Consider the following 21,673-nt stretch of genomic DNA (forward strand, 5'->3'; position numbering starts at 1 on the left):
CTTTTACTCTCAAAATTTACATCGTATTCTCACTAATCAAGGAACTTTTTGTACCGCTAAACGCGGCTGCAAATATACCAACTTTAATTTCATTCTAGCAAACTTATTTTGAACTTTTTTTTAGTTAAATTTTAACCTTAAAAACGCTCGTGTCTCCCAGTATACAATGAACTTCACCTCCCAAATCAACTACTCGTTGATCGCTTAGCGGGTGCAAATATACGTCCTCTTTTTTCTTACCCGCAAACTTTTACTAAAGTATTTTTTAAAATAATTTTAATCTTTTCTTAATACTTTGGTAATACGAGAGTTACCGGGAAAGTTTTTTTCTTCATTTACGGGACTGAAAGGTTTTTAATATAATAAAAGGCATCAGTGATGCCCAAGCGTTAGGGATTGAAGCGGTAGCTCCTAATGAAACAACGTGGAATTGGGACTACAGGCGTAAAGCCCGACCCCGAACTTTGGGAGGGGAAACGCACAAAAAAGAAATGAAATAACTAAAAACTATCTACCCGAGGTCCATTTATTGGTAAGCTCATGGAAATTAAAATCTAATAGACTAGGTTGAGGCTCTAATATTTTAGATTGAAAAGAGCGCTGAAGAATATCTTCTATTAAATAATCTTCTTGATTTGATTCTGGATGGTACTCTTCTTTTAATGATATATCAAATAGACTTGCTGTAGAATTATACCAGAAAGCACGCCAACCACTTTTTAGTTCTCTAATAAGTTCGAAAGCCGTTTCGCCAGTTTGCCTATGAATGAGCTTTACTAGAATCTGACCTTCTGTGCGGGTTAACTTTTTAAGTTCTGCAGAGAATTGATCATCTATATAATTTTGTACTATTTTAGTATATCTCTTTCTATCCCGTTTAGTTTTAATTCTATCTAATCTAGATTCTAGTTCTAATAATCTTTCTGAAGCCAATTTAGCATAGGGATAAACCTTTCTGGTTTTTCTCCTTAATATAAGGTAACGTCTTCTTGCCTTATCTGAATCGAACTTTATTCTACCAAGAATTAGCACCTCATCTAAATCTATTGTCTCCCGAACAACAGTATCTCCCATAATTATAAAATACTCCCTTTGAATAGTATCCTGCTCTGGATTGTTAGTCTGGCTCCATGCACTTGTACCTAACAAAAGAAAATAGAAAATATATGTTAGCTTAAATTTCAAATTACAATCTTTTAAATTTTGATTATCATTTACTAAAACCATTCCAAATTTACAATTATTGCACTTGCATAAAATTTTATTCTTATTAAATTCGTGCTAAATATTAGGTAAAATTGTTCCTTTTAGCTTATAATAGGAATGTTGCTGGCTTCATAATAGATTAAAGAACCAGTTATTTAAAGAAATAATAAAATATACTATGACTAAGAAAGAATTGCTTGACAAAGATTCTATGGAATTCCTTGAAAAATATCTAAACAACGCCTCCCCTACAGGTTATGAATGGGAAGGACAAAAAATTTGGATGGATTATCTAAAACCATATGTAGATGAATTTATTACCGACACTTATGGTACTGCCGTAGGTGTGATTAATCCGAAGGCTAAATTTAAAGTAGTAATTGAAGGTCATGCAGATGAAATTTCTTGGTATGTAAACTATATATCTGACGAAGGCTTTATATATGTAATAAGAAACGGGGGAAGTGATCATCAAATAGCTCCTTCTAAAAGAGTAAACATACATACAAAGAATGGAATTGTAAAGGGTGTTTTTGGATGGCCAGCTATTCACACTAGAAATAAAGAAAAAGAAGAAGCACCTAAATTAGACAATATTACAATAGATGTAGGCTGTTCTACTAAAACTGAAGTTGAAGAATTAGGAGTACATGTTGGTTGTGTGATCACTTATCCGGATGAATTCTTTATACTTAATGATAACAAATTTGTTTGCCGAGCTTTAGATAATAGAATGGGAGGTTTTATGATCGCACAAGTTGCTCGCTTACTGAAGGAGAACAAGAAAAAATTACCTTTCGGATTGTACATTACCAACTCTGTACAAGAAGAAATTGGTTTACGAGGAGCTGAAATGATCACTCAGCGTATCAAACCAAACGTGGCAATTGTGACAGATGTTACTCATGACACTACCACACCCATGATAGATAAGAAAGTTAATGGCTATGCGAAAATTGGTGCTGGTCCTGTAGTTTCATATGCTCCGGCTGTCCAAAATAAGTTAAGAGAATTAATTATTGATACAGCAGAGAAGAAAGAAATTCCTTTTCAAAGAAATGCAGCATCTCGCGCGACTGGTACAGATACCGATGCATTTGCCTACAGTAATGGAGGTGTAGCATCTGCACTTATTTCTTTACCACTACGCTATATGCATACCACAGTAGAAATGGTACATAAAGACGATGTAGAAAATGTGATTAAATTAATCTATGAAAGCCTATTAAATATTAAAGACGGAGAAACTTTTAGTTATTTTGAATAAATCATTTATCTGAAACAAAAAAAAGGCCGCTAAATAGCGGCCTTTTTTTTTGTTTTTATTTTCACTTTACTTTCAATCTAATGGGGTTAATTTCCATAACTCCAAACGGCAAACTTTAAACAATGTTAAAATTATTTGTAAAGATAGTATCGGATAACATTTGAAAGTATTTCGGAAATATCTTTGTTTTATTTCCACAATCATAAATGATAAATTAAATTTTAATCATTCCCATAGAATTCCAAAAAGTGTTTGATCTTATCTATGTTATTTACGTTATGTGATTTTAAATAATTTTCGGCTACGGAATTTCCAGCAAATAATTGTTTTAAATCCTTAGTTCTGAGGTGAATTTCTTTCATCTCATTATCTTTAAGAATATAATATTTATAATCCTGAAAAATTAATATGTTATCAATTCCCATGATATCGCTATTTTTCCTTGTAGCTGCAAGGCTCGGTTTAGCTAAGAATTTCAAATTCTCCCTATTAAAGTATTCTAAATAATATGATTTTTTATTTGCTTCTTCTTTTAATAACAAGCCATAATCTCCAAAATCATATTTAATATTATCAATTTTAGGTAGAATTCTTGTTTCAGAACCGGGAGTGAGCTTTATTTCGACAATATCCTCCAGAAGATTATATCTTAAATAAGCGGCTTGTGAAGATCCATTCTGGATATCTAAAACATTACCAAGTACAAAATCGTCATTTAAATAAATGCTCCCTTCATACTTGTTGTATTTTTCATAACGATCATCATTAGGAAAATATGTAGTATATATTATACTTGGTGGTATCTGGGAGAACATTGTTAAATGAAAAACCGAAAACGCCAAAATAAAAAAAGTCTTTTTCATATTAGAAAATTTATTTATTCAACAAGCTCGCATATCTTGTCGAGCTGAAAATTTATACATCTCCTATTAATATAACTATTTTTTATAATTCTACCAATTCTATAAATAACAGCTATTTAACTAAGCTTACATAAAGTTGATAACTACAGAACAGTTTTTAATACAAAAGCATTTCCTTTAATAATTGCTTCCCTCCTACCTTTCCTTTATATTAATAGACAATAATTTATAATTGCTTACAATGTGAGAGTAATGTACATCCAATAAGAAGAAGAATTTATTTCAACTTTTAGATAACTGATTGGGCATACCATAGAATCCACTGTGATTGCGGGTGATTTACTCGGATGTTTTTGCTGAATAACGATTAATTCATTGTCTTGTTCATAGATCCTCGCAATGTGGGATACACAAGCCTTCAGATATCTATAATAGAAGAAGCGACTTTCAGTTATCTCGACTAAGGAACAAAGTTCATTATAATTTAAAACACTTGTTTATTTTAAAAAAAAGCAATCGTTTTTTAATTGCGAGAATTTTCACAAATAATTATAATCTGTTTGTTTTGAATCGTTTTATCTTTAAATAAAAAATCGATGACCTTAACAAGTGAAGAAATTGATGATCTAATAAACGATCCTGCACAGGCTGCGAGTATTGCAAATCTTATCTATATTTCTGAAGCCAATCTTAGCGTAGAAAGAAAAAAGAGAGGTCGTGGGTATATCTTTAATAGAAATGGCAAGAAGGTTTTAGCAGGAAGGGAACTAGACAGGTATAAAAGTTTAGTAATTCCTCCCGCCTGGAGAAATGTGAGAATTTCTCATCTCCCAAACGGACATCTACAAGTAGTTGGCTTAGATGAGAAAAGCAGAAAACAATATATGTATCATCCCACTTGGTCTGAGTTAAGAAATAAAACCAAATTCTTTAAAATGATCACTTTTGGAAAATCTTTACCAAAGATTAGAAAAGCGGTGGATGAGGATCTTGATATACCACAAATGAACGAGCGTAAAATCCTTGCTTTAGTAGTTCGCTTAATGGAAGAAACACATATAAGAGTAGGAAATGAATATTATGCTAAAAACAATAAGACCTATGGGTTAAGTACTCTAAGAACACGACATGTAAAAACTTCTAAAAGTAAAATGAAATTTGAGTTCATTGGAAAAAAAGGCAAGGAACACTCAATAACAATCACAAATAAAAAATTGATCAAATTAGTGAATCAATGCGAAGAAATTCCAGGATGGGAATTATTCAAATTTTATGATGAATTTGGAGAGAAACAAATAGTAGACAGTGCTATGATAAATAACTACATACAAGAAATTAGCGGCGAAAGTTTTACAGCTAAAGATTTTAGAACTTGGGCAGCTTCTAAAATATTTTTTGAAACTTTAAATGAAATTGGATATGAGGAAGATGAAAAGGCAAATTCAAAAGCAATATTAGAAGCTATAGATGCTGCCGCACACGGTTTAGGAAATACAAGATCGGTTTGTAGAAGTTATTATGTTCATCCATTTATCACAGAAAATTATGAGAATGGACAGATCGTTTCTTATTTCAACAAAATAAAAGAGGAAGAATTTAGTAATTCTTCCTCTTTATCTAGTTCAGAAAAAATAATGCTAGATATGATAAGTGCTTATGAAGTGGAACTAAATTAAGAACCTAGACTTTCATAAAAATCAATCATTTTTTTCACATCATTTATATCTTTAATTTTATTATCACTAAAATATTGCTTCATTTCTTTAGATGAGGGAAGAATATTCTTAAAATCTTTTTCTCTTAATTTAATTTCCTGAAGCTTATTATCCCCTAATCCAAAATAATAGTTTATCCCAACATTTAAACTTGCAGGTGTAGCTTTTTGATATCCAGTTTTTGCTGCTTGGGCTTGAGTAATAGTTACAAATGGTTTTCCAATAAAAGTAACCTTATCACTTTGGTGGTATTTATTTACAAAACCTTTTACCAGACCAACACCCTCAACGTTATAAGATCCTAAAACATAAGAATAGTCTTTTAATTGATAGATGAATTTTTGCTGTCTAGGAAGGATATAAATATCTGATTGACTAGGTGAAACTTTTACTTCCACTTGATCATCTTTAACATTATACCTAAAATATGCATTTTGTTGATTACCCCCTACTTCTTCTATAATCCCGGGAGTAAACATCTCTTCAAAATAAGGAGAGCCAACAATTTCCGATTCTACACTTTTCTTGGTTTGCACCTGCATAGAAGAATTACTAGGATTAAAAGGATCTCGCTGAGCGTTTGATGATGTAATTCCGAAAATAGCTAATAAAATAAAAGTCAGAAATTTAGTCATATTTTATGTTTTAGTTTTTTATAAATATTCAACAATTATACCATAAATATCACAATTACTATAAGAATGATAGTTTAATAATACTTAAAGATAGATCCTTAATAATTTTGTGGTTTTATTTTTAAATTAATGGCATACTTTTAGCAAGTCCTCATCATTTGAAAGTTATATAAATGCGAACATTAATCTATTTATTTTTATTAATATCCCCTTTTATGCAATCTCAGGAGCGTAGTCTAGTTTGGGCAGAAGAGTTCGATGGGCAAAAGATCGATACCGATATTTGGAATTTCAACAAAGGTTTGGGTCATAATAATGAACAGCAATATTATACATCGAGATCTAAAAACATTCGAATTGAAGAAGGTCTGCTAGTAATTGAAGCCAGGAAAGAGGATCATAAGGGATCTAAATATACTTCAGGGAGAATAAATACGATAGATAAAAAGCTTTTTAAATATGGAAGAATTGAGATAAGAGCGAAACTACCTGAAGGTAAAGGGACTTGGCCAGCAATATGGATGTTGGGAGAAAACAGAGAGCGAGATGGTTATCCCGCTTGTGGGGAAATAGATATTATGGAACATGTTGGGAAATCTCCAACAGAGATCCATGGAGCAATTCACTACCCTGAATTAGATAATAAGGAATTAAACTCTTCGGCAAAAAGCTTTGAAATTCCTTCATCTGAAGATGACTTTCATACTTATGCGATAGAATGGGATGAAAGAAGCATCAATTATTTTATAGATAATAAACCGTATCACAGCTTTAATATTGACGATGCTGAGAGAGAAGGGCGAGACAATATTTTTCAAAAGCCATTTTATCTAATAATAAATTTAGCTCTTGGAGGAAAATGGGCCGGAGAAATAGACGATTCCATTTTTCCAGCCCGTTTTTATATAGATTATATAAGGTATTATATATAGACCTTTAATTCTTAACCTTTCTGTGTTTTAAGTAATCCAAAACGTTGCTTTCTATACGATCCTCAATATTGGAAATATCTGCTTTTTCGAACGGGAAACCCGTTATCTTTTCATAAAGCTCTATATACCTTTCTGAAACAGAATCTATGTAATCATCGCTCATTTCTGGAACTGTCTGACCCTCCAAACCTTGAAAATTATTTTGGATGAGCCATTGTCTTACAAACTCTTTAGACAATTGCTTTTGGATCTCTCCATTTTTCTGTCGCTCTTCATAGCCTTCAGCATAAAAATATCGAGAAGAATCTGGCGTATGGATCTCATCTATCAATACAATCTCTCCATCTATAGTTTTTCCGAATTCGTATTTAGTATCTACCAGAATTAAACCTCTAGAAGCAGCAATTTCAGTTCCTCTTTGGAAAAGTTTTTTGGTGTAATCCTCAAGAATCTCATAATCTTGTTTAGTAACGATCTGACGTTTTAAAATATCTTCTTTTGAAATATCTTCATCGTGATCTCCCATTTCAGCTTTGGTAGCAGGAGTAATAATGGGAACAGGGAATTTATCATTTTCCTTCATACCATCTGGCATAGAAACCCCGCAAAGTATACGTTTTCCTGCTTTATATTCTCTTGCTGCATGACCAGATAAATATCCGCGAATTACCATTTCCACTTTAAATGGCTTACATTTTTTCCCGATCGCCACATTAGGATCTGGGGTTGCTTCTAACCAATTAGGAACAATATCCTGAGTGGCAGCCATCATTTGAGTGGCGATCTGATTTAATATCTGGCCTTTATAAGGGATTCCCTTAGGCATCACCACATCAAAAGCAGAAAGCCTATCTGTGGCAACCATAACTAAAAGATCGTTTTCTAAATAATAAACTTCTCTAACTTTTCCTTTATAAACTTTAATTTGTCCTGGAAAATTGAAATTGGTGTCTGTAATACTGTTCTTCATGAATACTATAGAATCTCTTTATAGAGATCTCTTTATTATTTAATTATATTCTGTAATAAACTATTCTGCATGTTCTATTTTCTTGTAAGCTGCAATAATGCTTTTAACAAGCTTATGTCTTACAACATCCTTATCGTCTAAATAAACCATTCCAATACCTTTGGTATCCTTAAGTACAAGTAAAGCTTCTTTTAAACCAGATACAGTTCTTCTTGGGAGATCAATTTGCCCTGGATCCCCAGTGATCATGAATTTTGCATTTTTTCCCATTCTAGTTAGGAACATTTTCATTTGTGCATGGGTTGTATTTTGACCCTCATCCAAGATAACGAAAGCATTATCTAAGGTTCTTCCACGCATAAAGGCTAAAGGAGCTATCTGTATAATCCCTTTTTCAATAAATACCTCTAATTTTTCATGCGGAATCATATCCCTAAGCGCGTCATATAGTGGCTGCATATAAGGATCTAGTTTCTCTTTTAGATCTCCAGGTAAAAATCCTAAATTCTCTCCCGCTTCTACAGCAGGTCTCGTTAAGATTATACGTTTTACTTGTTTTTCCTTTAGTGCTTTAACCGCAAGTGCTACTCCCACATATGTCTTTCCTGTTCCCGCGGGACCAATTGCAAAGATCATATCATTCTTCATAGCTAATTCTACCAATTTGCGCTGATTGGCAGTTTGAGCTTTTACCAACTTACCTCCTACTCCATGAACCAAGGTTTGTCCACTTTCGGTAGATGTTGAATAATCTTCTCTTCCATTGCTGGATAAAACACGTTCAATGACATTTTCATCCAGCGTATTGTACTTACTAAAATGATCTAATAACATTGTAAATCGCCTATCAAACTCCTCTAACATGTCTTCATCCCCATAAACCATGATCTTGCTGCCGCGAGCAACGATCTTTAGTTTTGGGTAATATTTTTTAAGAAGTTCAATATGTTCATTTTGTTGTCCAAAGAAATCTCTTGGGCTAATTTCGGAAAGTTCGATAATGAGTTCGTTCAAAAGCAGTCGGTTTAATGTTAGATTTTTATATCAATTTCAGTTTTTACTGTAGTAACAATGTAAGATATTACTTGTTTAAAAATGTCAATTTTTATATAAATTTCTTCCGGATTTGGATGAAATAAATTTATCTTCGCCTGTGTTACAAACTTACAATAAATAACAAGCTTCAGCTTTAAAAAATATCAACAATTGTCTATGGCGATCATTACTTTAACGACAGATTTTGGGGAAAAAGATCACTTCGCTGGGGCCGTTAAAGGAACTATTTATTCAGAAATGGATGATGTTAGAATTGTTGATATTTCGCATTCTATCTCTCCATTTCATATAACAGAGGCTTCTTATATTATAAAAAATGCTTATAAATGTTTCCCAAAGGGCAGTATTCATATTATAGGAATAGATTCAGAATTAACTCCAGAAAATAAACATGTAGCCATCTTACTGGATGACCATTACTTTATTTGTGCAAACAATGGAATTCTTTCTTTAATTGCTTCAGAAATTAAACCAGAAAAGATCGTAGAGATCAATATACATAACACAGTAGAAACTAATTTCCCTGTATTAGATGTTTTTGTAAGAGTAGCTTGCCATATCGCTCGCGGAGGCACCTTGGAAGTAATTGGAAAATCCATAGAAAGCATTAAATATTTAAAGGAAATAGAACCATATATTAATTCTGAAAAAAATCAGATCATTGGACATGTTCTTTATATTGATAACTACGGAAATGTAGTAACCAATATTACCAGAAAAATATTTGAGAACGTTGGTAAAGGAAGAAAATTTAAGATCACGGCACGAACTGCTAAATTCTCTAATATTTATAATACTTATAGTGATGCTATAGATTTTAAACAGGATAAAGACAAGCGAGAAGAAGATGGGAAAAAACTAGCCATCTTTAATTCTGCTGGGTATATAGAACTTGCCATTTACAAAAGTAATCCTAGCACTGTAGGAAGTGCTTCCACTTTATTTGGGTTGGAATTAAGGGATACGGTAACCATTAAATTTGAATCTTAAATGTTTGTACGCATAGTTAAAATGGGCTTTGTACCAGAAAAAGTAGAAACTTTTTTAAGTGATTTTGAAGCTATAAAATCTAAAGTTAGAGGATTTAAAGGATGTCTTTTTTTAGAACTATATAGAGATAAAAACAATACAAATCAGTTTTTTACGTATAGTTATTGGGAAGATGAACAGGCTCTACAGAACTATAGAGATTCCGATCTCTTTAAAGGAGTCTGGAAAAACACAAAACAATATTTCAATCAAAAACCAGAAGCTTGGAGTGTAGACAAATTAGTAAGTCTAGATTAAGAATTAAGGTTTAAAAAACACATAAGCAGCATTGATAGCGATCCTCAATAAAGAAATTCGATCATTTTTTTCTGCTCCAACAGGCTATTTAGTAGTTGGAATATTTTTGACGCTTTGTAGTCTATTCTTATTTGTATTTAGTGGCTCCTATAATATTTTGGATAATGGTTTTGCAGATCTTAAACCTTTTTTTGATCTCGCTCCCTGGATCTTTCTGTTCCTAATCCCAGCTATAACGATGAAATGTTTTGCTGAAGAAAACAAGCAAGGCACTATGGAATTATTGTTAACCAAACCCATTGGGACTTGGAATTTAGTAATAGGGAAGTTCTTTGGAGCTTTTTTAGTTACCTGTATTGCCATTCTTCCATCTTTATTTTATGTAATTACTATTTACCAGCTTGGTGATCCAACCGGCAACTTAGATATTGGTGCTACTCTGGGGTCTTATCTAGGTCTATTACTATTGGTCGCAACATATACTTCAATAGGAATTTTTGCTTCAGTATTTACAAATAACCAGATCACGGCATTTATAATTGCTGTGTTTTTATGCTTTTTATTATTTTTTGCTTTTGAAGGTATTGCCGACTTTAAGCTATTTGGAAATACTAATTATGGAATTGAATATTTAGGGATGAGTTATCATTATAAAAGTATGAGTCGCGGGGTAATAGATACTCGAGATATTATCTATTTTTTGAGTCTTATCACCCTCTTTATCTCATTTAGCTATTTCAGGATCAATTCAACTAAAACTAAAGTCTAGCTCTTGAAAAATTTAAATAAATACAAAGGGCTGTTTATTGTGATAATCGCTTTATTGGTTATAAATAATATTGCTTCCAAAGTGCATTCCAGATTCGATCTTACGCAAGATCATAGATACACCCTATCGCCTGCAGCTAAAACAATTATAGATAAAATTGAATCGCCTATTATAATAGATGTATTCTTGAAAGGCAGTTTTCCTCCTGAATTCAGAAGATTACAAAATGAAACAAGACAATTTTTAGAAGAGATGTCTGCCTATAATTCCAATGTGAAATTTAATTTTATAGACCCTTTAGCTGAAGGTGATGATGCGAATGCTGTGGCTCAGGAATTTTACGAATTAGGAATGACACCAGCTCGTATAAGTATAATGGAAAATGGGAAAGCGAGCGAATCTCTTATTTTCCCATGGGCAATAGCTAATTTTAATAATAAAACTGTAAAAATCCCACTACTTAAAAATAAGTTGGGAACAACAGATGAGGAGCGCGTAAATAATTCTGTACAGCAAATGGAATATTCTTTTGCCGATGCCATTGGACAATTAGTACAGCCTAAAAAGAAGAAAATCGCTATCATGCGCGGTAATGGAGAATTTGGTGATGCTTATATCGCAGATTTCATCAAAACCATTAGACAGTATTACTTTGTAGCTCCTTTTACCTTAGATTCTGTTGCCAACTACCCTAATAAGACATTAGAAGACTTAAAAGAATTCGATCTTATTATTGAAGCGAAACCCACACAAGCCTATTCTGAGAAGGAAAAAATGGTTTTGGATCAATACCTAATGAATGGAGGAAAATCCCTGTGGCTGATAGAGCAAACTGCTATGGAAAGCGATAGTTTATTCAATCAAAGCGGAAGTGCATTTGCCCTACCAAGAGACCTAGGTTTAAATGACTTTTTCTTTTCTTATGGCCTACGGATCAACCCTGCCTTAGTAAATGATATTTATTCGGCACCTATTATTTTGGCTAGTGGAAATGGAAATGATACCCAGTTCTCCCCTTACCCTTGGTTTTACAGTCCGCTTACCACTTCTCCAAACTCACACCCTATAATTAATAATATTGAAGCAGTAAAATTTGACTGGGCCAACCCAATAGATATTTTGGGTAACAATATTAAAAAAACAGTATTACTATCCAGTTCTCCTCAATCTAAAATAGAAGGAACTCCGCGGGAAATAAGTCTAAATTTAATAAATACTAGGCCTGATCTTTCTACTTATACTGCAGGAGAATTACCTATGGCCGTATTATTAGAAGGTGAATTTAAATCTGTCTATAAGAACAGGGTAAAACCCTTCGAACTGGATGTTGCTATAGACAATGGAAAATCCACTAAAATGATCGTAATATCCGATGGGGATGTTATAAAAAATCAGCTTCAGAAAGGGCAACCGGTGGAATTAGGTTTCGATCGATTTACGGGAAATACGTACGGTAATAAGGAATTTCTACTAAATGCTGTAAACTACCTTTTAGACGATTCAGGATTAATAGATATTAGATCTAAAGAAATTAGTATTGCTTTTTTAGATTCAGAAAAGACAGCTCAAGAGCGTGAAAAATGGCAAGTTTTAAATCTTATTATTCCGTTAGTGTTGTTGGGAATGGGTGCTTTTTTCTTTACCTACCTCCGCAAAAGAAGATATGTGAAAAATTAGACTTTTAGTGCATAAGTTTTCTTCATAATTAAATATTAACAAAATTCTAAACAATATTTTCAGGAAGCCTTTAATTTCAAGGAGTTGGCATAATTAATTACATTTTTTCTGTTAATAAAATATCATCTATTACACTTCGGTTTTTAAAGGATTACGATATATTTGTATTGATTAAATAACCGTTAGATCCATGAAATTTATAGTATCCAGTACGTATTTATTAAAACAGCTTCAAATATTAGGAGGCGTTATTAACAATAATAACACCCTTCCAATTTTAGACAACTTTTTATTCGAATTAAAGAAGGACGAGTTAACGGTTTCAGCTTCCGATTTAGAGACTACCATGTCTGCTAAACTGAAAGTAGAATCAGATTCTGAAGGTTCTATCGCTGTTCCTGCAAGATTGTTATTGGAAACCTTGAAAACGTTCCCAGAACAGCCACTTACATTTGTAGTAGAAGATAATAATACCATAGAATTAAGTTCTAACCACGGGAAATACGCCTTAGCATACGCAAATGGAGAAGAATTCCCAAATGCAGTGGAATTGAGTGATCCTAGCAGCACTATCATCCAAGGAGATGTGTTGGCTATGGCTATTAGCAAAACCATTTTTGCTTCTGGAAACGATGATCTTAGACCTGTTATGAGCGGAGTGTTCTTTCAGTTCTCTACAGAAGGTTTAACTTTTGTAGCTACAGATGCTCATAAATTAGTAAAATATTCTAGAGAAGATGTAACCGCTTCTCAGGCAGCAGAATTCATTATGCCTAAAAAGCCTTTGAATCTTTTAAAAGGGATCTTGGCAGGAAGCGAGACAGATGTTCTTATTGAATATAATGAGTCTAATGCCAAATTCATTTTTGAAGACACTCAGTTGATCTGTAGATTGATCGATGGGAAATACCCAAATTATGAAGCGGTTATTCCAAAAGAAAATCCTAATAAATTAGTTATAGATAGAAGTCAGTTCTTAAGTTCTGTTAGAAGGGTTTCTATTTTCTCTAATAAGACCACACACCAAGTTCGTTTAAAGATCGCTGGTGCCGAGTTGAATATTTCAGCAGAAGATATAGATTATAGTAACAAAGCAGAAGAGCGATTGACTTGTTCTTACCAAGGGGACGATATGCAAATTGGTTTTAACTCTCGTTTTTTAACAGAGATGTTGAATAACCTAAATGCAAATGAAGTTCAGTTAGAAATGAGTTTACCAAATCGTGCAGGAATTCTAACTCCAGTAGATGGATTAGATGAAGGAGAAAAGATTACGATGTTAGTTATGCCAGTGATGCTGAATAGCTAAAAAATATACTTTTTATATAAAAAAAGATCCTGTCTCATAAAAAGGCAGGATTTTTTTTGTTCTTTTTTCTAAGAAAAGCAATTGCTATTAGAAGGTCTTATTGATTTTTATTCCTACTCCCAGATTACTATTCTCTGATGAAAAATCTGCTCCAAGTTCCAAATTAATATTCAAAAAAGAATTCAATAGATTTACATCTAAATAGGTAGATACGATTTCATGAGGTAATATTATCCTACCTCGAGGATCATCCTCGCGAAATTCCTCCCCATCAAAATCGTTTAGGTTTCTTACATGCCCATTATTATTTCGATAACTAAGAAATAATTTGTAGGGTATTTTCTGCATTAGATTCCCCTTTAATCCAAAGTGATGAACTATTATCCGATTATTACCAATCGATGGTTTTTTATCATTGCCATATTGATTAATCGTAAAAAATGGCAAGCCCAAAACATTATCCTTATAAGTCCATCCAGATTGATATAATCCATTATTAAAATAATTATCCCACTTATGTATTAATGGACTTCTCTCATGACTTTGATCTTTAGTGTAGTAAAATTCATACATAAACTTCTGTATCCAAGGTTTTTCTCGTAATGAATATTCTGTGAGATCTACAAAAATCCCATATCTACCATCTGGTCTATTATAATATAACATCCCAGAGCCATCTTCGAAGGGATGACTATACATAATCTCATAATATATATTATTTATAACTTTACTTATTCGAAGCTCGTAACTTCCCAGATGATTTCCTAAGGCATTTGTTTGCTCTCCTATAAACGCATCCTCTTGGCCGCCTTGCCCAGTAATGATCTTTAAATAATCTGAAAAGCTTTTAGGCTGGATTCCAATATGAGACTCTGGAGATTCCCCTCCCCATTGCACAAAATGTTCAATACCTAATTTAATTTTTAGTTCATTATTCGATCTATAATTTATAAACAAACTCTTCTTATGAATTTTAATTTTTTTAACAAACCTGTTTTTATCATTATCTAATAGAAATTCTCCCCAGGTTCCTGAAATACCAAGATGCTTATTAAATAAGAAATAAATGGGTTTTACTGTATTTAATTGAATACCAGGGATTGGCTTTGCATTTAAGGACCATAACATATTACCATTCGTACCGCTTAAACCATCATATAATTCATCTATTTGTTTTATACCTCCGATAATCCTAATCCAAGAATTTTTATATTGAATATATAATTCATCTAGATCAACTTCCTCCTCTGCAGCATCTTGATATAAAATTCCTCCGCCAATCTCTAAATCTGCATTCTGATTAATTTTCCAATTCTCTCTAGCTGTAAGAAATAAAGAAACTGTGGTACTATCATTTATTCTACCTCGTTGATTGGAGTACAACCAAAATGGTAATTTGTCTTCAGAAGAAATATAAACTCTAGAAGTTGCCTCTCCTGAAAAATTTAATTGAGAAAATCCAATAAATGAATTAAAAATAAATAGAGTAAAGAAGAGTCCCCGGCCTATATTCATAATAATTACTTTTAAAAAGCCTACGCCTAATTAAGGCAGCCTATTAAGTTAAAAATGAAAAGGGGGAGCTTGGAAACTATAGGGATGTATACCAATGAATTTGAAAATGTAAATAAATTCTACATGAATTTAATACAAAAAATTCAATAATTGAAACTTGTAAATAAATTGCTTCGCTAATTTTTAAATTAAATATGTTATTAATAGAATCAAATTCTATTTCTAATGGTTAAAATCTTTAGATATAATAGTAAACTAAAATCAAAAATTTCATCGTTTTTAATTCTCTAATTTTCATTTAGTCTCAACCTTTTAAAATTATTTGAGAATTCTAATTATACAATATTTATTTAATGAACTCAATAGATAAAGGATATGTTGGGATCTCTCCATTGCTCACTTTTATAGCATTTAAAATGGGGAATACTAAGGCAACAATTCCAATTCCTATCAATAAAATAATACCTAGTCCAAATAAAAAGATCAACGGAATACTGATAATAGAATAGATAAAAAGACTGATTTGAAAATTAAGGATCATCTTCCCGTGAACATCCATTCCATAGACCTTATCTTTTTGAGTGAGCCAGATAACTAAAGGCACTACAAAACCTCCTACTCCGGTAACAAGATCTAGTAACTGACTTAAATGCATTAATACTAATAATTGATTATCTTCTCTCATGATGTTTGTTTGATTGATTGATGAATGTATCTTATAAGTAGTAAAATATCCTAATATGTTACAGACTAAGGACTAAACAAGCTCTTATTTCTTTACTATCTTTGCTGCATGATTTTAAACGATACCATAGTAGCATTAGCTACCCCATCTGGTGCTGGAGCAATTGCCGTGATCCGTGTTTCAGGTCCAGAAGCGATAAATATAGTCTCTCCAATTTTTGTAGCTAAGTCTAAAAAGGAGCTAAAAAGGCAAGCAACACACACCCTTCATTTAGGGAACATTATAGAAGATGCACGAATAATAGATGAAGTTCTGGTTTCTATATTTCATGGGCCTAAAAGTTATACAGGAGAACATACTATAGAGATCTCCTGCCATGGAAGTCAATATATTCAGCAAGAGATCATTCAACTTTTAATACGTAAAGGATGTCGATCTGCAGAAGCAGGGGAATTTACGTTGAGAGCTTTTTTAAATGGAAAAATGGATCTTAGTCAGGCAGAAGCCGTAGCAGATCTTATTTCTTCTGAAAATGCAGCTTCTCACCAAATGGCAATGCAACAAATGAGAGGTGGTTTTTCCAATGAAATTCAGAAGTTGCGTCAGGAATTACTGAATTTTGCTTCCTTGATAGAACTGGAATTAGATTTTGCTGAAGAAGATGTAGAATTCGCTAACAGAGATGAATTTCAAAATTTAGTAACACGAATTCAACAGGTACTTAAAAAATTGATCGATTCCTTTGCAGTAGGAAATGTGCTTAAAAATGGAATTCCTGTAGCCATCGTTGGCGAGCCTAATGTTGGTAAATCTACTTTGCTAAATGCCCTACTAAATGAGGAACGTGCCATCGTTTCCGAAATTGCCGGTACTACGCGGGATACTATTGAAGATGAAATAAGCATTGGGGGAATAGGATTTAGATTTATTGATACTGCAGGAATCCGAGAAACTCAAGATGTTATTGAAGGTCTTGGAATAAAAAAGACATTTGAGAAAATAAGTCAGGCGCAGGTGGTTATTTATCTATTAAGTGCAGATAAATTCAAAATTCAGAATTCAAAATTCCAAGTAGAACTACAAAAGATCCATAATCAGTTTCCACAAAAGCCATTACTAATCATTGTAAATAAAGTGGATACTTTGGAGTCTACAGAATTAGAAAAATTACAACAGGAATTGGAGGTTATTTCCCGCGGAGTAGAAAAATCCCAATATCTATTACTATCTGCTAAAACAGGAATGGGCGTAGAAGAACTACAAGAAAAATTGTTACAATTCGTGAATACTGGCGAATTAAGGAACAATAATACTATTGTAACTAATAGCAGGCATTATAATGCGTTGCTAAGCGCTTTAGAAGAAATAAACAAGGTACAACACGGATTAAACGATAATCTTTCTGGAGACCTTATGGCTATAGATATTCGCCAAGCACTGTATCATTTTGGAGAGATCACAGGGGAAATCACCAACGATGATTTGTTGGGCAATATTTTTGCTAATTTCTGTATTGGAAAATAAACAGAAGATTTTATTTGATACCAAATGACATCAAATAACACCAAATAATACTAAAATAGAGGCTTAAGAGCCTCTATTTTATTTTCATATTTTCCGAATCTAATTTCTTTTTACACCTTTCTTTACACTTAATTTACACCTCGTTGTTAAATTTCATCAATGAGGTGTATTTTTTTACACCTCAATATTTATTTTTCTTATATTTATAGAAATTAACCAGTTATGAAAATCAAACTCAAAAAGAAAAAATTAAAGACTGGAAAGTATAGCCTTTATATTGAATATTATAAAGGCTTCATCCAGAATGATAAAGGTAAGATTGAACATAATAGGGAATTTGAATATTTAAAAGAATACCTTATTATTGAACCAAAGACAACTAAAGAACGCCAAGAAAATGCTGAGGTCCTGTTGAGAGCCGAGCAGGTGCTATCAATCCGTAAGGCTGAATATGCACAAGGCAAATATGGTATAAAAGATAAAAATAAGGATAGACTACTCTTTATCACTTATTATGATAAACTTAAAGAGGAGCGTTATGAAAGCAAAGGTAATTACGACAATTGGGATGCTGCTCAAAATCACCTTGAGGATTATATAGGTAAGAGAAAAATAACATTTGAAGATGTTGATGAAGATTTTGTTCTAGGCTTCAAAAAGTTTTTAAATCATAAATCCCGAACAAAATCGAATACTCCTCTATCTCAAAACTCAAAGTATACTTATTACAATAAATTTAAAGCAGCTTTACGGCAAGCTTTTAATGATGGCTATACGCGAAGAAATTTCGCTGCCACGGTCAAAGGATATGCCCAGGGTGAAACCTCCCGAGAGTATTTAACTCATGAAGAATTACAGGGGCTTGCTAAAGCCAGATGTAAACATCAAATACTAAAAAATGCATTTCTATTCAGCTGCTTAACCGGTTTAAGATGGAGCGATATTAATAAATTGAACTGGGCCGAAGTTCGAGATGAAGATGAAGGCTCCCGACTTATTTTTAAACAGAAAAAGACTGCCGGTCAGGAATACCAGTATATTTCAGGTCAGGCCAGGAATTTACTAGGAAAAAGAAGAAAAGAAAATGATCGGGTTTTTCAAGGTTTGAAGTATGGTGCACATTTTAATGCAGAAATTCTAAGGTGGTGCATGCGGGCCGGTATTACCAAGCATATTACCTTTCATAGCGCCAGACATACTCATGCAGTACTATTACTTGAAAACGGAGCAGATATTTATACGGTTTCAAAAGTACTCGGCCATAAAGAAATAAGAACCACTCAGGTATATGCTAAAATCGTAGACAAAAAGAAAAAAGAAGCAGCCTATTTAATTCCAGAGTTACAAATGGATTATGAATTTTGATATAATTACATATCTATCTTTCTTTGCATTTATATACGTCTATAGTCGTTTAGCTATTCATTATCTCCCCGTAATTTATTCACACTTTTTAAATGAAAATTTAAGCTTAGTCAATTCAGTAGAAAAACCAAGATTATTATTTCATTTTACTGGACTAAGTTTTATGCATTTGATGTCTAATTTTCATCATTCAAATCAAACTTCAAATTTGGCCGTCCAGCTTATAATAGTATTAGTCTATTTGCTAGGATTATATTTCTGCCTTACTTCCTGGAGAGAAAATTTTAAATCTTCTTTCTTAAAAAAAATAATCTCTAATTCGGATAAGTCTCCAAATAATTTCAATCTATCCATTTCGGATATTCATTTAACTCAATTATATAATGAAATGGTACGCTTTGATTTAATTGACCAGGAAGCAACTTCCCTACTAGATTTTAAAAACGTTTTACTAGAGGATTGGGGTAATCAACGCTCGAGAATTCATTTAAAAATGGACGGTCCTAGTTGCAGAGAATTTTATGATCACCTAATTAAAACATTTCCACACAATTCAATAACCTTGAAAAATCTATTTGTTACCTCTGGATTACTTATTAGACCTGATGGCAAGAAATACAATTATAACACGTTGAAAAATGCTCCTACCCGCTCTCCTATTTCTAAGCAACATGAAGCATTAGAAGCCATTTTTCAGAAGTTTAAATAAAGGCTTTTTATAGTTCCACTTTGAAAGCGGGTTCCATAATTAATTGCTCTTTCTGGGCAATACCAATCTTTTTTGCATAGTGTTTCCAATTACTTATTACAGATAAAATTTCTTCAATAATCTGATTCATATCATCTTCCCCTAAACGAAAATATTCTCCAACGCCTATGGCTAGATCTAAATCGAGTGCATTGTCGTCTGCATCGATATTCAATGCTAGTCCATCCTTTTCCACAGAAGGATTTATATCATAAGCCGGTGATAACTCCCATCCTTTTTCATTCATTATAAAGCCGTGATTTCTTAAATGATCATCAGTATTTGATACAGCGATATTAAAAATTAAACGGCGCCATAATTGATGTAAATTCTCCTCCACATTAATACCATAATTTTCAATTACATCAACGATATCAAGATAACTTGGACTAACATTTTTTAAAGATTCTTCGGTATTACCGGTCATTGTCATTGCTGAAGAAAAATGAATTCTTTGTCTGTCTTCACGATCGAACCTCTTTGTCAAAAATGTATGGTAAGGTCCTGTAATTTTTTCAATTTTCGATTCTGCCATTTCTATCCCACAATCAAGGGCTAGTCTATATGTTAGGAATTCCCATGCCCCCTTGTCAATTGTATCCGTTTTAGAAGGAAATTTTGCAATCCAAAGATCTCCATTTTTCCCTAATACATTGGCCTTTGGTCTGGCACCGCCAAGAGAAGATCCTGGAGCAATCAGTACAGCAAGCCATTGTCTGATAGTATTAGTTTCCGAATCACTTTCTATGTGATTTACCGCCTCCTGCAGATCGCCCAAAGAGGACCACGGCGGAGTTGGATTCTTAGTATCGTTATCTAAAAATGGTCCCTTCCTATCGGTCTTAAATCGTAAAGCCCCCATTCTACTTTCATCATAAACACCTAACAAGTAATCAATTTCATAGAGTTTGGGTATTTTTTCATTTCTAGATCTGGCCTCCTGTGCCGCCCTCCTCTTCATCAAAGTTTTACCCCATGTATCGGGCATACTATCTAAGAAAACTCCAAAATTTTCTTTATCTGTCGGATACTGAGGCCCGGAAAAAAAATTAATTTCAGGGTCCAGTAATTGATAAGAATTGCGCTTCAACCAATCTTTGTTGTACTCAAAGCTGAATGCCTTTTTGCCTTTAGCAAATTGTGCTGAAAGTACTCCGATCTCGGTGGGAGCTTCTAGTCCTTTCCAGTCGGCATACACGTATATATTGATTTTTCCTTCCGCCATAATTTAGAGTAAATCCAGGTCCTGAAGTTTACGACCAAGTTTATCATCATTTGCCAGATTAGCAAAATCCTTTTCAAGATTTAATACTTTCAGTACATTAAAATAGATACCTATTGCAACGGAAGGATCTCCCTTTTCTACTCTATGTAATGTTGCACGATGGATGCCCGCTCGTTCAGCCACCTGTTCAGCAGTTAGTTTTCTGCGTTTACGAGCAAGCTTAATATTTTCTCCTAATCCTGCGAATATCTTTTGATATCTCGGAAGAATTAATGCTTTTTTAGAATTCATATGTCGCTTATTTGCATCAAATATATATATTATGATATAAATAAACTACATTATAGTATATTTTTCACTATTAGAATGCAATGTTTTAAGGAAGGTCTTTCTTTTTCATAAATATACGAACTCCATTATCCCTATTATCCTCCTGCCACATATTTTCTCTTACATACCATTCAAATAGATTTGTATACCCAGCACGCATAGCACACCTTCCCTTTTATTTCACTTGCTAGTTTGGCTCCATGAATCGCTCATAAAGCGAAAATCAATCTCTAACTAATAACACTTTAATCATGGACTCATTACAAATACTTGAAAAACTTGACCGAATAGAAAATATGGTTCGCGCCAATAAGAATGTGTTAACCATTGAAGAGGCTGCGGAGTATACTGGTATCTCACGTAGCTACCTGTATAAACTAACTGCCAACGGAGACATTCCATTTTCAAAACCTCGTGGTAAAATGATTTACTTCTCAAGAGAAAAACTGGATGAATGGCTGCTATCCAGTCCCAGTAAATCAAAAGCTGAAATTCAACAGGAAGCGCTTAACTATACTTTCCGAAACAGGAGATAATTTTCTTGATCAGTTATGGACAGTAAACCACCAAATATCTATATGGTCGAGAATCCCAA

The 21,673-nt window shown here is 33.0% G+C and carries 21 protein-coding genes; 12 read left to right on the plus strand and 9 right to left on the minus strand.

Translation table 11 applies throughout. From position 1 onward, the window contains the following. Positions 1-507: 507 nt before the first annotated feature. Positions 508-1,227 carry a DUF4294 domain-containing protein gene (locus BC962_RS10910; RefSeq protein ID WP_121346069.1) on the minus strand — a complete coding sequence of 240 codons (720 nt, stop codon included), beginning with the start codon at positions 1,225-1,227 and terminating at the stop codon, positions 508-510. Positions 1,228-1,384: 157 nt separating this feature from the next. Between BC962_RS10910 and BC962_RS10915 the strand changes: the two genes are divergently transcribed. Next, positions 1,385-2,473 carry a M42 family metallopeptidase gene (locus BC962_RS10915; RefSeq protein WP_121346070.1) on the plus strand — a complete coding sequence of 363 codons (1,089 nt, stop codon included), beginning with the start codon at positions 1,385-1,387 and terminating at the stop codon, positions 2,471-2,473. A 221-nt stretch (positions 2,474-2,694) separates the two neighbouring features. On the opposite strand, the gene BC962_RS10920 is transcribed toward BC962_RS10915, so the two are convergent. Then, positions 2,695-3,336 carry a hypothetical protein gene (locus BC962_RS10920; protein ID WP_147405651.1) on the minus strand — a complete coding sequence of 214 codons (642 nt, stop codon included), beginning with the start codon at positions 3,334-3,336 and terminating at the stop codon, positions 2,695-2,697. A gap of 596 nt (positions 3,337-3,932) precedes the next feature. Between BC962_RS10920 and BC962_RS10925 the strand changes: the two genes are divergently transcribed. After that, the gene (locus BC962_RS10925; protein WP_121346072.1) at positions 3,933-5,012 is read left to right on the plus strand and encodes a DNA topoisomerase IB; all 1,080 of its coding nucleotides are present in this window, start codon (positions 3,933-3,935) and stop codon (positions 5,010-5,012) included. Here the strand turns inward: BC962_RS10925 and BC962_RS10930 are convergent. Beyond that, the gene (locus tag BC962_RS10930; RefSeq protein ID WP_121346073.1) at positions 5,009-5,686 is read right to left on the minus strand and encodes a hypothetical protein; all 678 of its coding nucleotides are present in this window, start codon (positions 5,684-5,686) and stop codon (positions 5,009-5,011) included. The two genes, BC962_RS10925 and BC962_RS10930, sit on opposite strands and share 4 nt — an antisense overlap. A 173-nt stretch (positions 5,687-5,859) precedes the next feature. Here BC962_RS10930 and BC962_RS10935 point away from each other — a divergent pair, with 173 nt between their 5' ends. Beyond that, entirely contained in the window at positions 5,860-6,618 is a 759-nt protein-coding gene (locus BC962_RS10935; RefSeq protein ID WP_121346074.1) for a glycoside hydrolase family 16 protein, read from the plus strand. 4 nt (positions 6,619-6,622) lie between these two features. Here the strand turns inward: BC962_RS10935 and BC962_RS10940 are convergent, their stop codons facing one another. Both BC962_RS10940 and BC962_RS10945 read right to left on the minus strand, forming a co-directional pair. After that, entirely contained in the window at positions 6,623-7,588 is a 966-nt protein-coding gene (locus tag BC962_RS10940) for a phosphoribosylaminoimidazolesuccinocarboxamide synthase (protein WP_121346075.1), read from the minus strand. Positions 7,589-7,648: 60 nt separating this feature from the next. Next, positions 7,649-8,602, minus strand: a complete 954-nt coding sequence (locus BC962_RS10945) for a PhoH family protein (RefSeq protein ID WP_121346076.1) — start codon at positions 8,600-8,602, stop codon at positions 7,649-7,651. Between the two features lie 198 nt (positions 8,603-8,800). Between BC962_RS10945 and BC962_RS10950 the strand changes: the two genes are divergently transcribed. The 5 genes from BC962_RS10950 (at position 8,801) to dnaN (ending at position 13,686) form a co-directional block, all read left to right on the plus strand. After that, entirely contained in the window at positions 8,801-9,634 is an 834-nt protein-coding gene (locus BC962_RS10950) for an SAM hydrolase/SAM-dependent halogenase family protein (RefSeq protein WP_121346077.1), read from the plus strand. Then, positions 9,635-9,931 carry a putative quinol monooxygenase gene (locus BC962_RS10955; RefSeq protein WP_121346078.1) on the plus strand — a complete coding sequence of 99 codons (297 nt, stop codon included), beginning with the start codon at positions 9,635-9,637 and terminating at the stop codon, positions 9,929-9,931. Between the two features lie 31 nt (positions 9,932-9,962). Beyond that, positions 9,963-10,700, plus strand: coding sequence for a gliding motility-associated ABC transporter permease subunit GldF (gene gldF / locus BC962_RS10960; protein WP_121346079.1), 738 nt, complete (start codon positions 9,963-9,965; stop codon positions 10,698-10,700). A gap of 3 nt (positions 10,701-10,703) precedes the next feature. Next, on the plus strand, positions 10,704-12,377 hold the full coding sequence (gene gldG, locus BC962_RS10965) for a gliding motility-associated ABC transporter substrate-binding protein GldG (protein WP_121346080.1): 1,674 nt from the start codon (positions 10,704-10,706) through the stop codon (positions 12,375-12,377). A gap of 190 nt (positions 12,378-12,567) precedes the next feature. Then, the gene (dnaN, locus tag BC962_RS10970; RefSeq protein WP_010232309.1) at positions 12,568-13,686 is read left to right on the plus strand and encodes a DNA polymerase III subunit beta; all 1,119 of its coding nucleotides are present in this window, start codon (positions 12,568-12,570) and stop codon (positions 13,684-13,686) included. An 87-nt stretch (positions 13,687-13,773) separates the two neighbouring features. On the opposite strand, the gene BC962_RS10975 is transcribed toward dnaN, so the two are convergent. Both BC962_RS10975 and BC962_RS10980 read right to left on the minus strand, forming a co-directional pair. Continuing rightward, positions 13,774-15,201: a capsule assembly Wzi family protein gene (locus tag BC962_RS10975; protein WP_121346081.1), complete on the minus strand. Its 1,428-nt coding sequence runs from the start codon at positions 15,199-15,201 to the stop codon at positions 13,774-13,776. A gap of 346 nt (positions 15,202-15,547) precedes the next feature. Next, entirely contained in the window at positions 15,548-15,886 is a 339-nt protein-coding gene (locus BC962_RS10980) for a DUF4870 domain-containing protein (protein WP_121346082.1), read from the minus strand. Between the two features lie 108 nt (positions 15,887-15,994). On the opposite strand from BC962_RS10980, the gene mnmE reads away from it, so the two are divergent. From mnmE to BC962_RS16385, 3 genes are all read left to right on the plus strand, one after another. Beyond that, positions 15,995-17,410, plus strand: coding sequence for a tRNA uridine-5-carboxymethylaminomethyl(34) synthesis GTPase MnmE (gene mnmE, locus BC962_RS10985; protein WP_121346083.1), 1,416 nt, complete (start codon positions 15,995-15,997; stop codon positions 17,408-17,410). A 222-nt stretch (positions 17,411-17,632) separates the two neighbouring features. Beyond that, positions 17,633-18,775: a tyrosine-type recombinase/integrase gene (locus tag BC962_RS10990; RefSeq protein WP_121346084.1), complete on the plus strand. Its 1,143-nt coding sequence runs from the start codon at positions 17,633-17,635 to the stop codon at positions 18,773-18,775. Between the two features lie 388 nt (positions 18,776-19,163). After that, positions 19,164-19,484 carry a hypothetical protein gene (locus BC962_RS16385; RefSeq protein WP_183075497.1) on the plus strand — a complete coding sequence of 107 codons (321 nt, stop codon included), beginning with the start codon at positions 19,164-19,166 and terminating at the stop codon, positions 19,482-19,484. Between the two features lie 7 nt (positions 19,485-19,491). On the opposite strand, the gene BC962_RS11000 is transcribed toward BC962_RS16385, so the two are convergent. Next, a complete protein-coding gene (locus BC962_RS11000; RefSeq protein ID WP_317127956.1) occupies positions 19,492-20,721 on the minus strand; it encodes a type II toxin-antitoxin system HipA family toxin in 1,230 nt (409 codons plus the stop codon). Between the two features lie 30 nt (positions 20,722-20,751). Further along, positions 20,752-21,039 (minus strand): helix-turn-helix domain-containing protein, encoded by a 288-nt coding sequence (locus tag BC962_RS11005; RefSeq protein WP_121346087.1) that lies wholly within the window; start codon positions 21,037-21,039, stop codon positions 20,752-20,754. A 290-nt stretch (positions 21,040-21,329) separates the two neighbouring features. On the opposite strand from BC962_RS11005, the gene BC962_RS11010 reads away from it, so the two are divergent. Next, entirely contained in the window at positions 21,330-21,614 is a 285-nt protein-coding gene (locus tag BC962_RS11010) for a helix-turn-helix domain-containing protein (protein ID WP_121346088.1), read from the plus strand. Positions 21,615-21,673: the final 59 nt, after the last annotated feature.

The organism is Gillisia mitskevichiae, assembly GCF_003634585.1.
GTDB classification, from domain to species: domain Bacteria; phylum Bacteroidota; class Bacteroidia; order Flavobacteriales; family Flavobacteriaceae; genus Gillisia; species Gillisia mitskevichiae.

Excerpts from the sequence above, each read along its gene's own strand:
- BC962_RS10910 (WP_121346069.1), bottom strand. The coding sequence starts at position 1,227 with ATGGTTTTAGTAAATGATAATCAAAATTTAAAAGATTGTAATTTGAAA.
- BC962_RS10915 (WP_121346070.1), top strand. The coding sequence starts at position 1,385 with ATGACTAAGAAAGAATTGCTTGACAAAGATTCTATGGAATTCCTTGAA.
- BC962_RS10920 (WP_147405651.1), bottom strand. The coding sequence starts at position 3,336 with ATGAAAAAGACTTTTTTTATTTTGGCGTTTTCGGTTTTTCATTTAACA.
- BC962_RS10925 (WP_121346072.1), top strand. The coding sequence starts at position 3,933 with ATGACCTTAACAAGTGAAGAAATTGATGATCTAATAAACGATCCTGCA.
- BC962_RS10930 (WP_121346073.1), bottom strand. The coding sequence starts at position 5,686 with ATGACTAAATTTCTGACTTTTATTTTATTAGCTATTTTCGGAATTACA.
- BC962_RS10935 (WP_121346074.1), top strand. The coding sequence starts at position 5,860 with ATGCGAACATTAATCTATTTATTTTTATTAATATCCCCTTTTATGCAA.
- BC962_RS10940 (WP_121346075.1), bottom strand. The coding sequence starts at position 7,588 with ATGAAGAACAGTATTACAGACACCAATTTCAATTTTCCAGGACAAATT.
- BC962_RS10950 (WP_121346077.1), top strand. The coding sequence starts at position 8,801 with ATGGCGATCATTACTTTAACGACAGATTTTGGGGAAAAAGATCACTTC.
- BC962_RS10955 (WP_121346078.1), top strand. The coding sequence starts at position 9,635 with ATGTTTGTACGCATAGTTAAAATGGGCTTTGTACCAGAAAAAGTAGAA.
- dnaN (WP_010232309.1), top strand. The coding sequence starts at position 12,568 with ATGAAATTTATAGTATCCAGTACGTATTTATTAAAACAGCTTCAAATA.
- BC962_RS10975 (WP_121346081.1), bottom strand. The coding sequence starts at position 15,201 with ATGAATATAGGCCGGGGACTCTTCTTTACTCTATTTATTTTTAATTCA.
- BC962_RS10980 (WP_121346082.1), bottom strand. The coding sequence starts at position 15,886 with ATGAGAGAAGATAATCAATTATTAGTATTAATGCATTTAAGTCAGTTA.
- mnmE (WP_121346083.1), top strand. The coding sequence starts at position 15,995 with ATGATTTTAAACGATACCATAGTAGCATTAGCTACCCCATCTGGTGCT.
- BC962_RS10990 (WP_121346084.1), top strand. The coding sequence starts at position 17,633 with ATGAAAATCAAACTCAAAAAGAAAAAATTAAAGACTGGAAAGTATAGC.
- BC962_RS16385 (WP_183075497.1), top strand. The coding sequence starts at position 19,164 with ATGGTACGCTTTGATTTAATTGACCAGGAAGCAACTTCCCTACTAGAT.
- BC962_RS11005 (WP_121346087.1), bottom strand. The coding sequence starts at position 21,039 with ATGAATTCTAAAAAAGCATTAATTCTTCCGAGATATCAAAAGATATTC.
- BC962_RS11010 (WP_121346088.1), top strand. The coding sequence starts at position 21,330 with ATGGACTCATTACAAATACTTGAAAAACTTGACCGAATAGAAAATATG.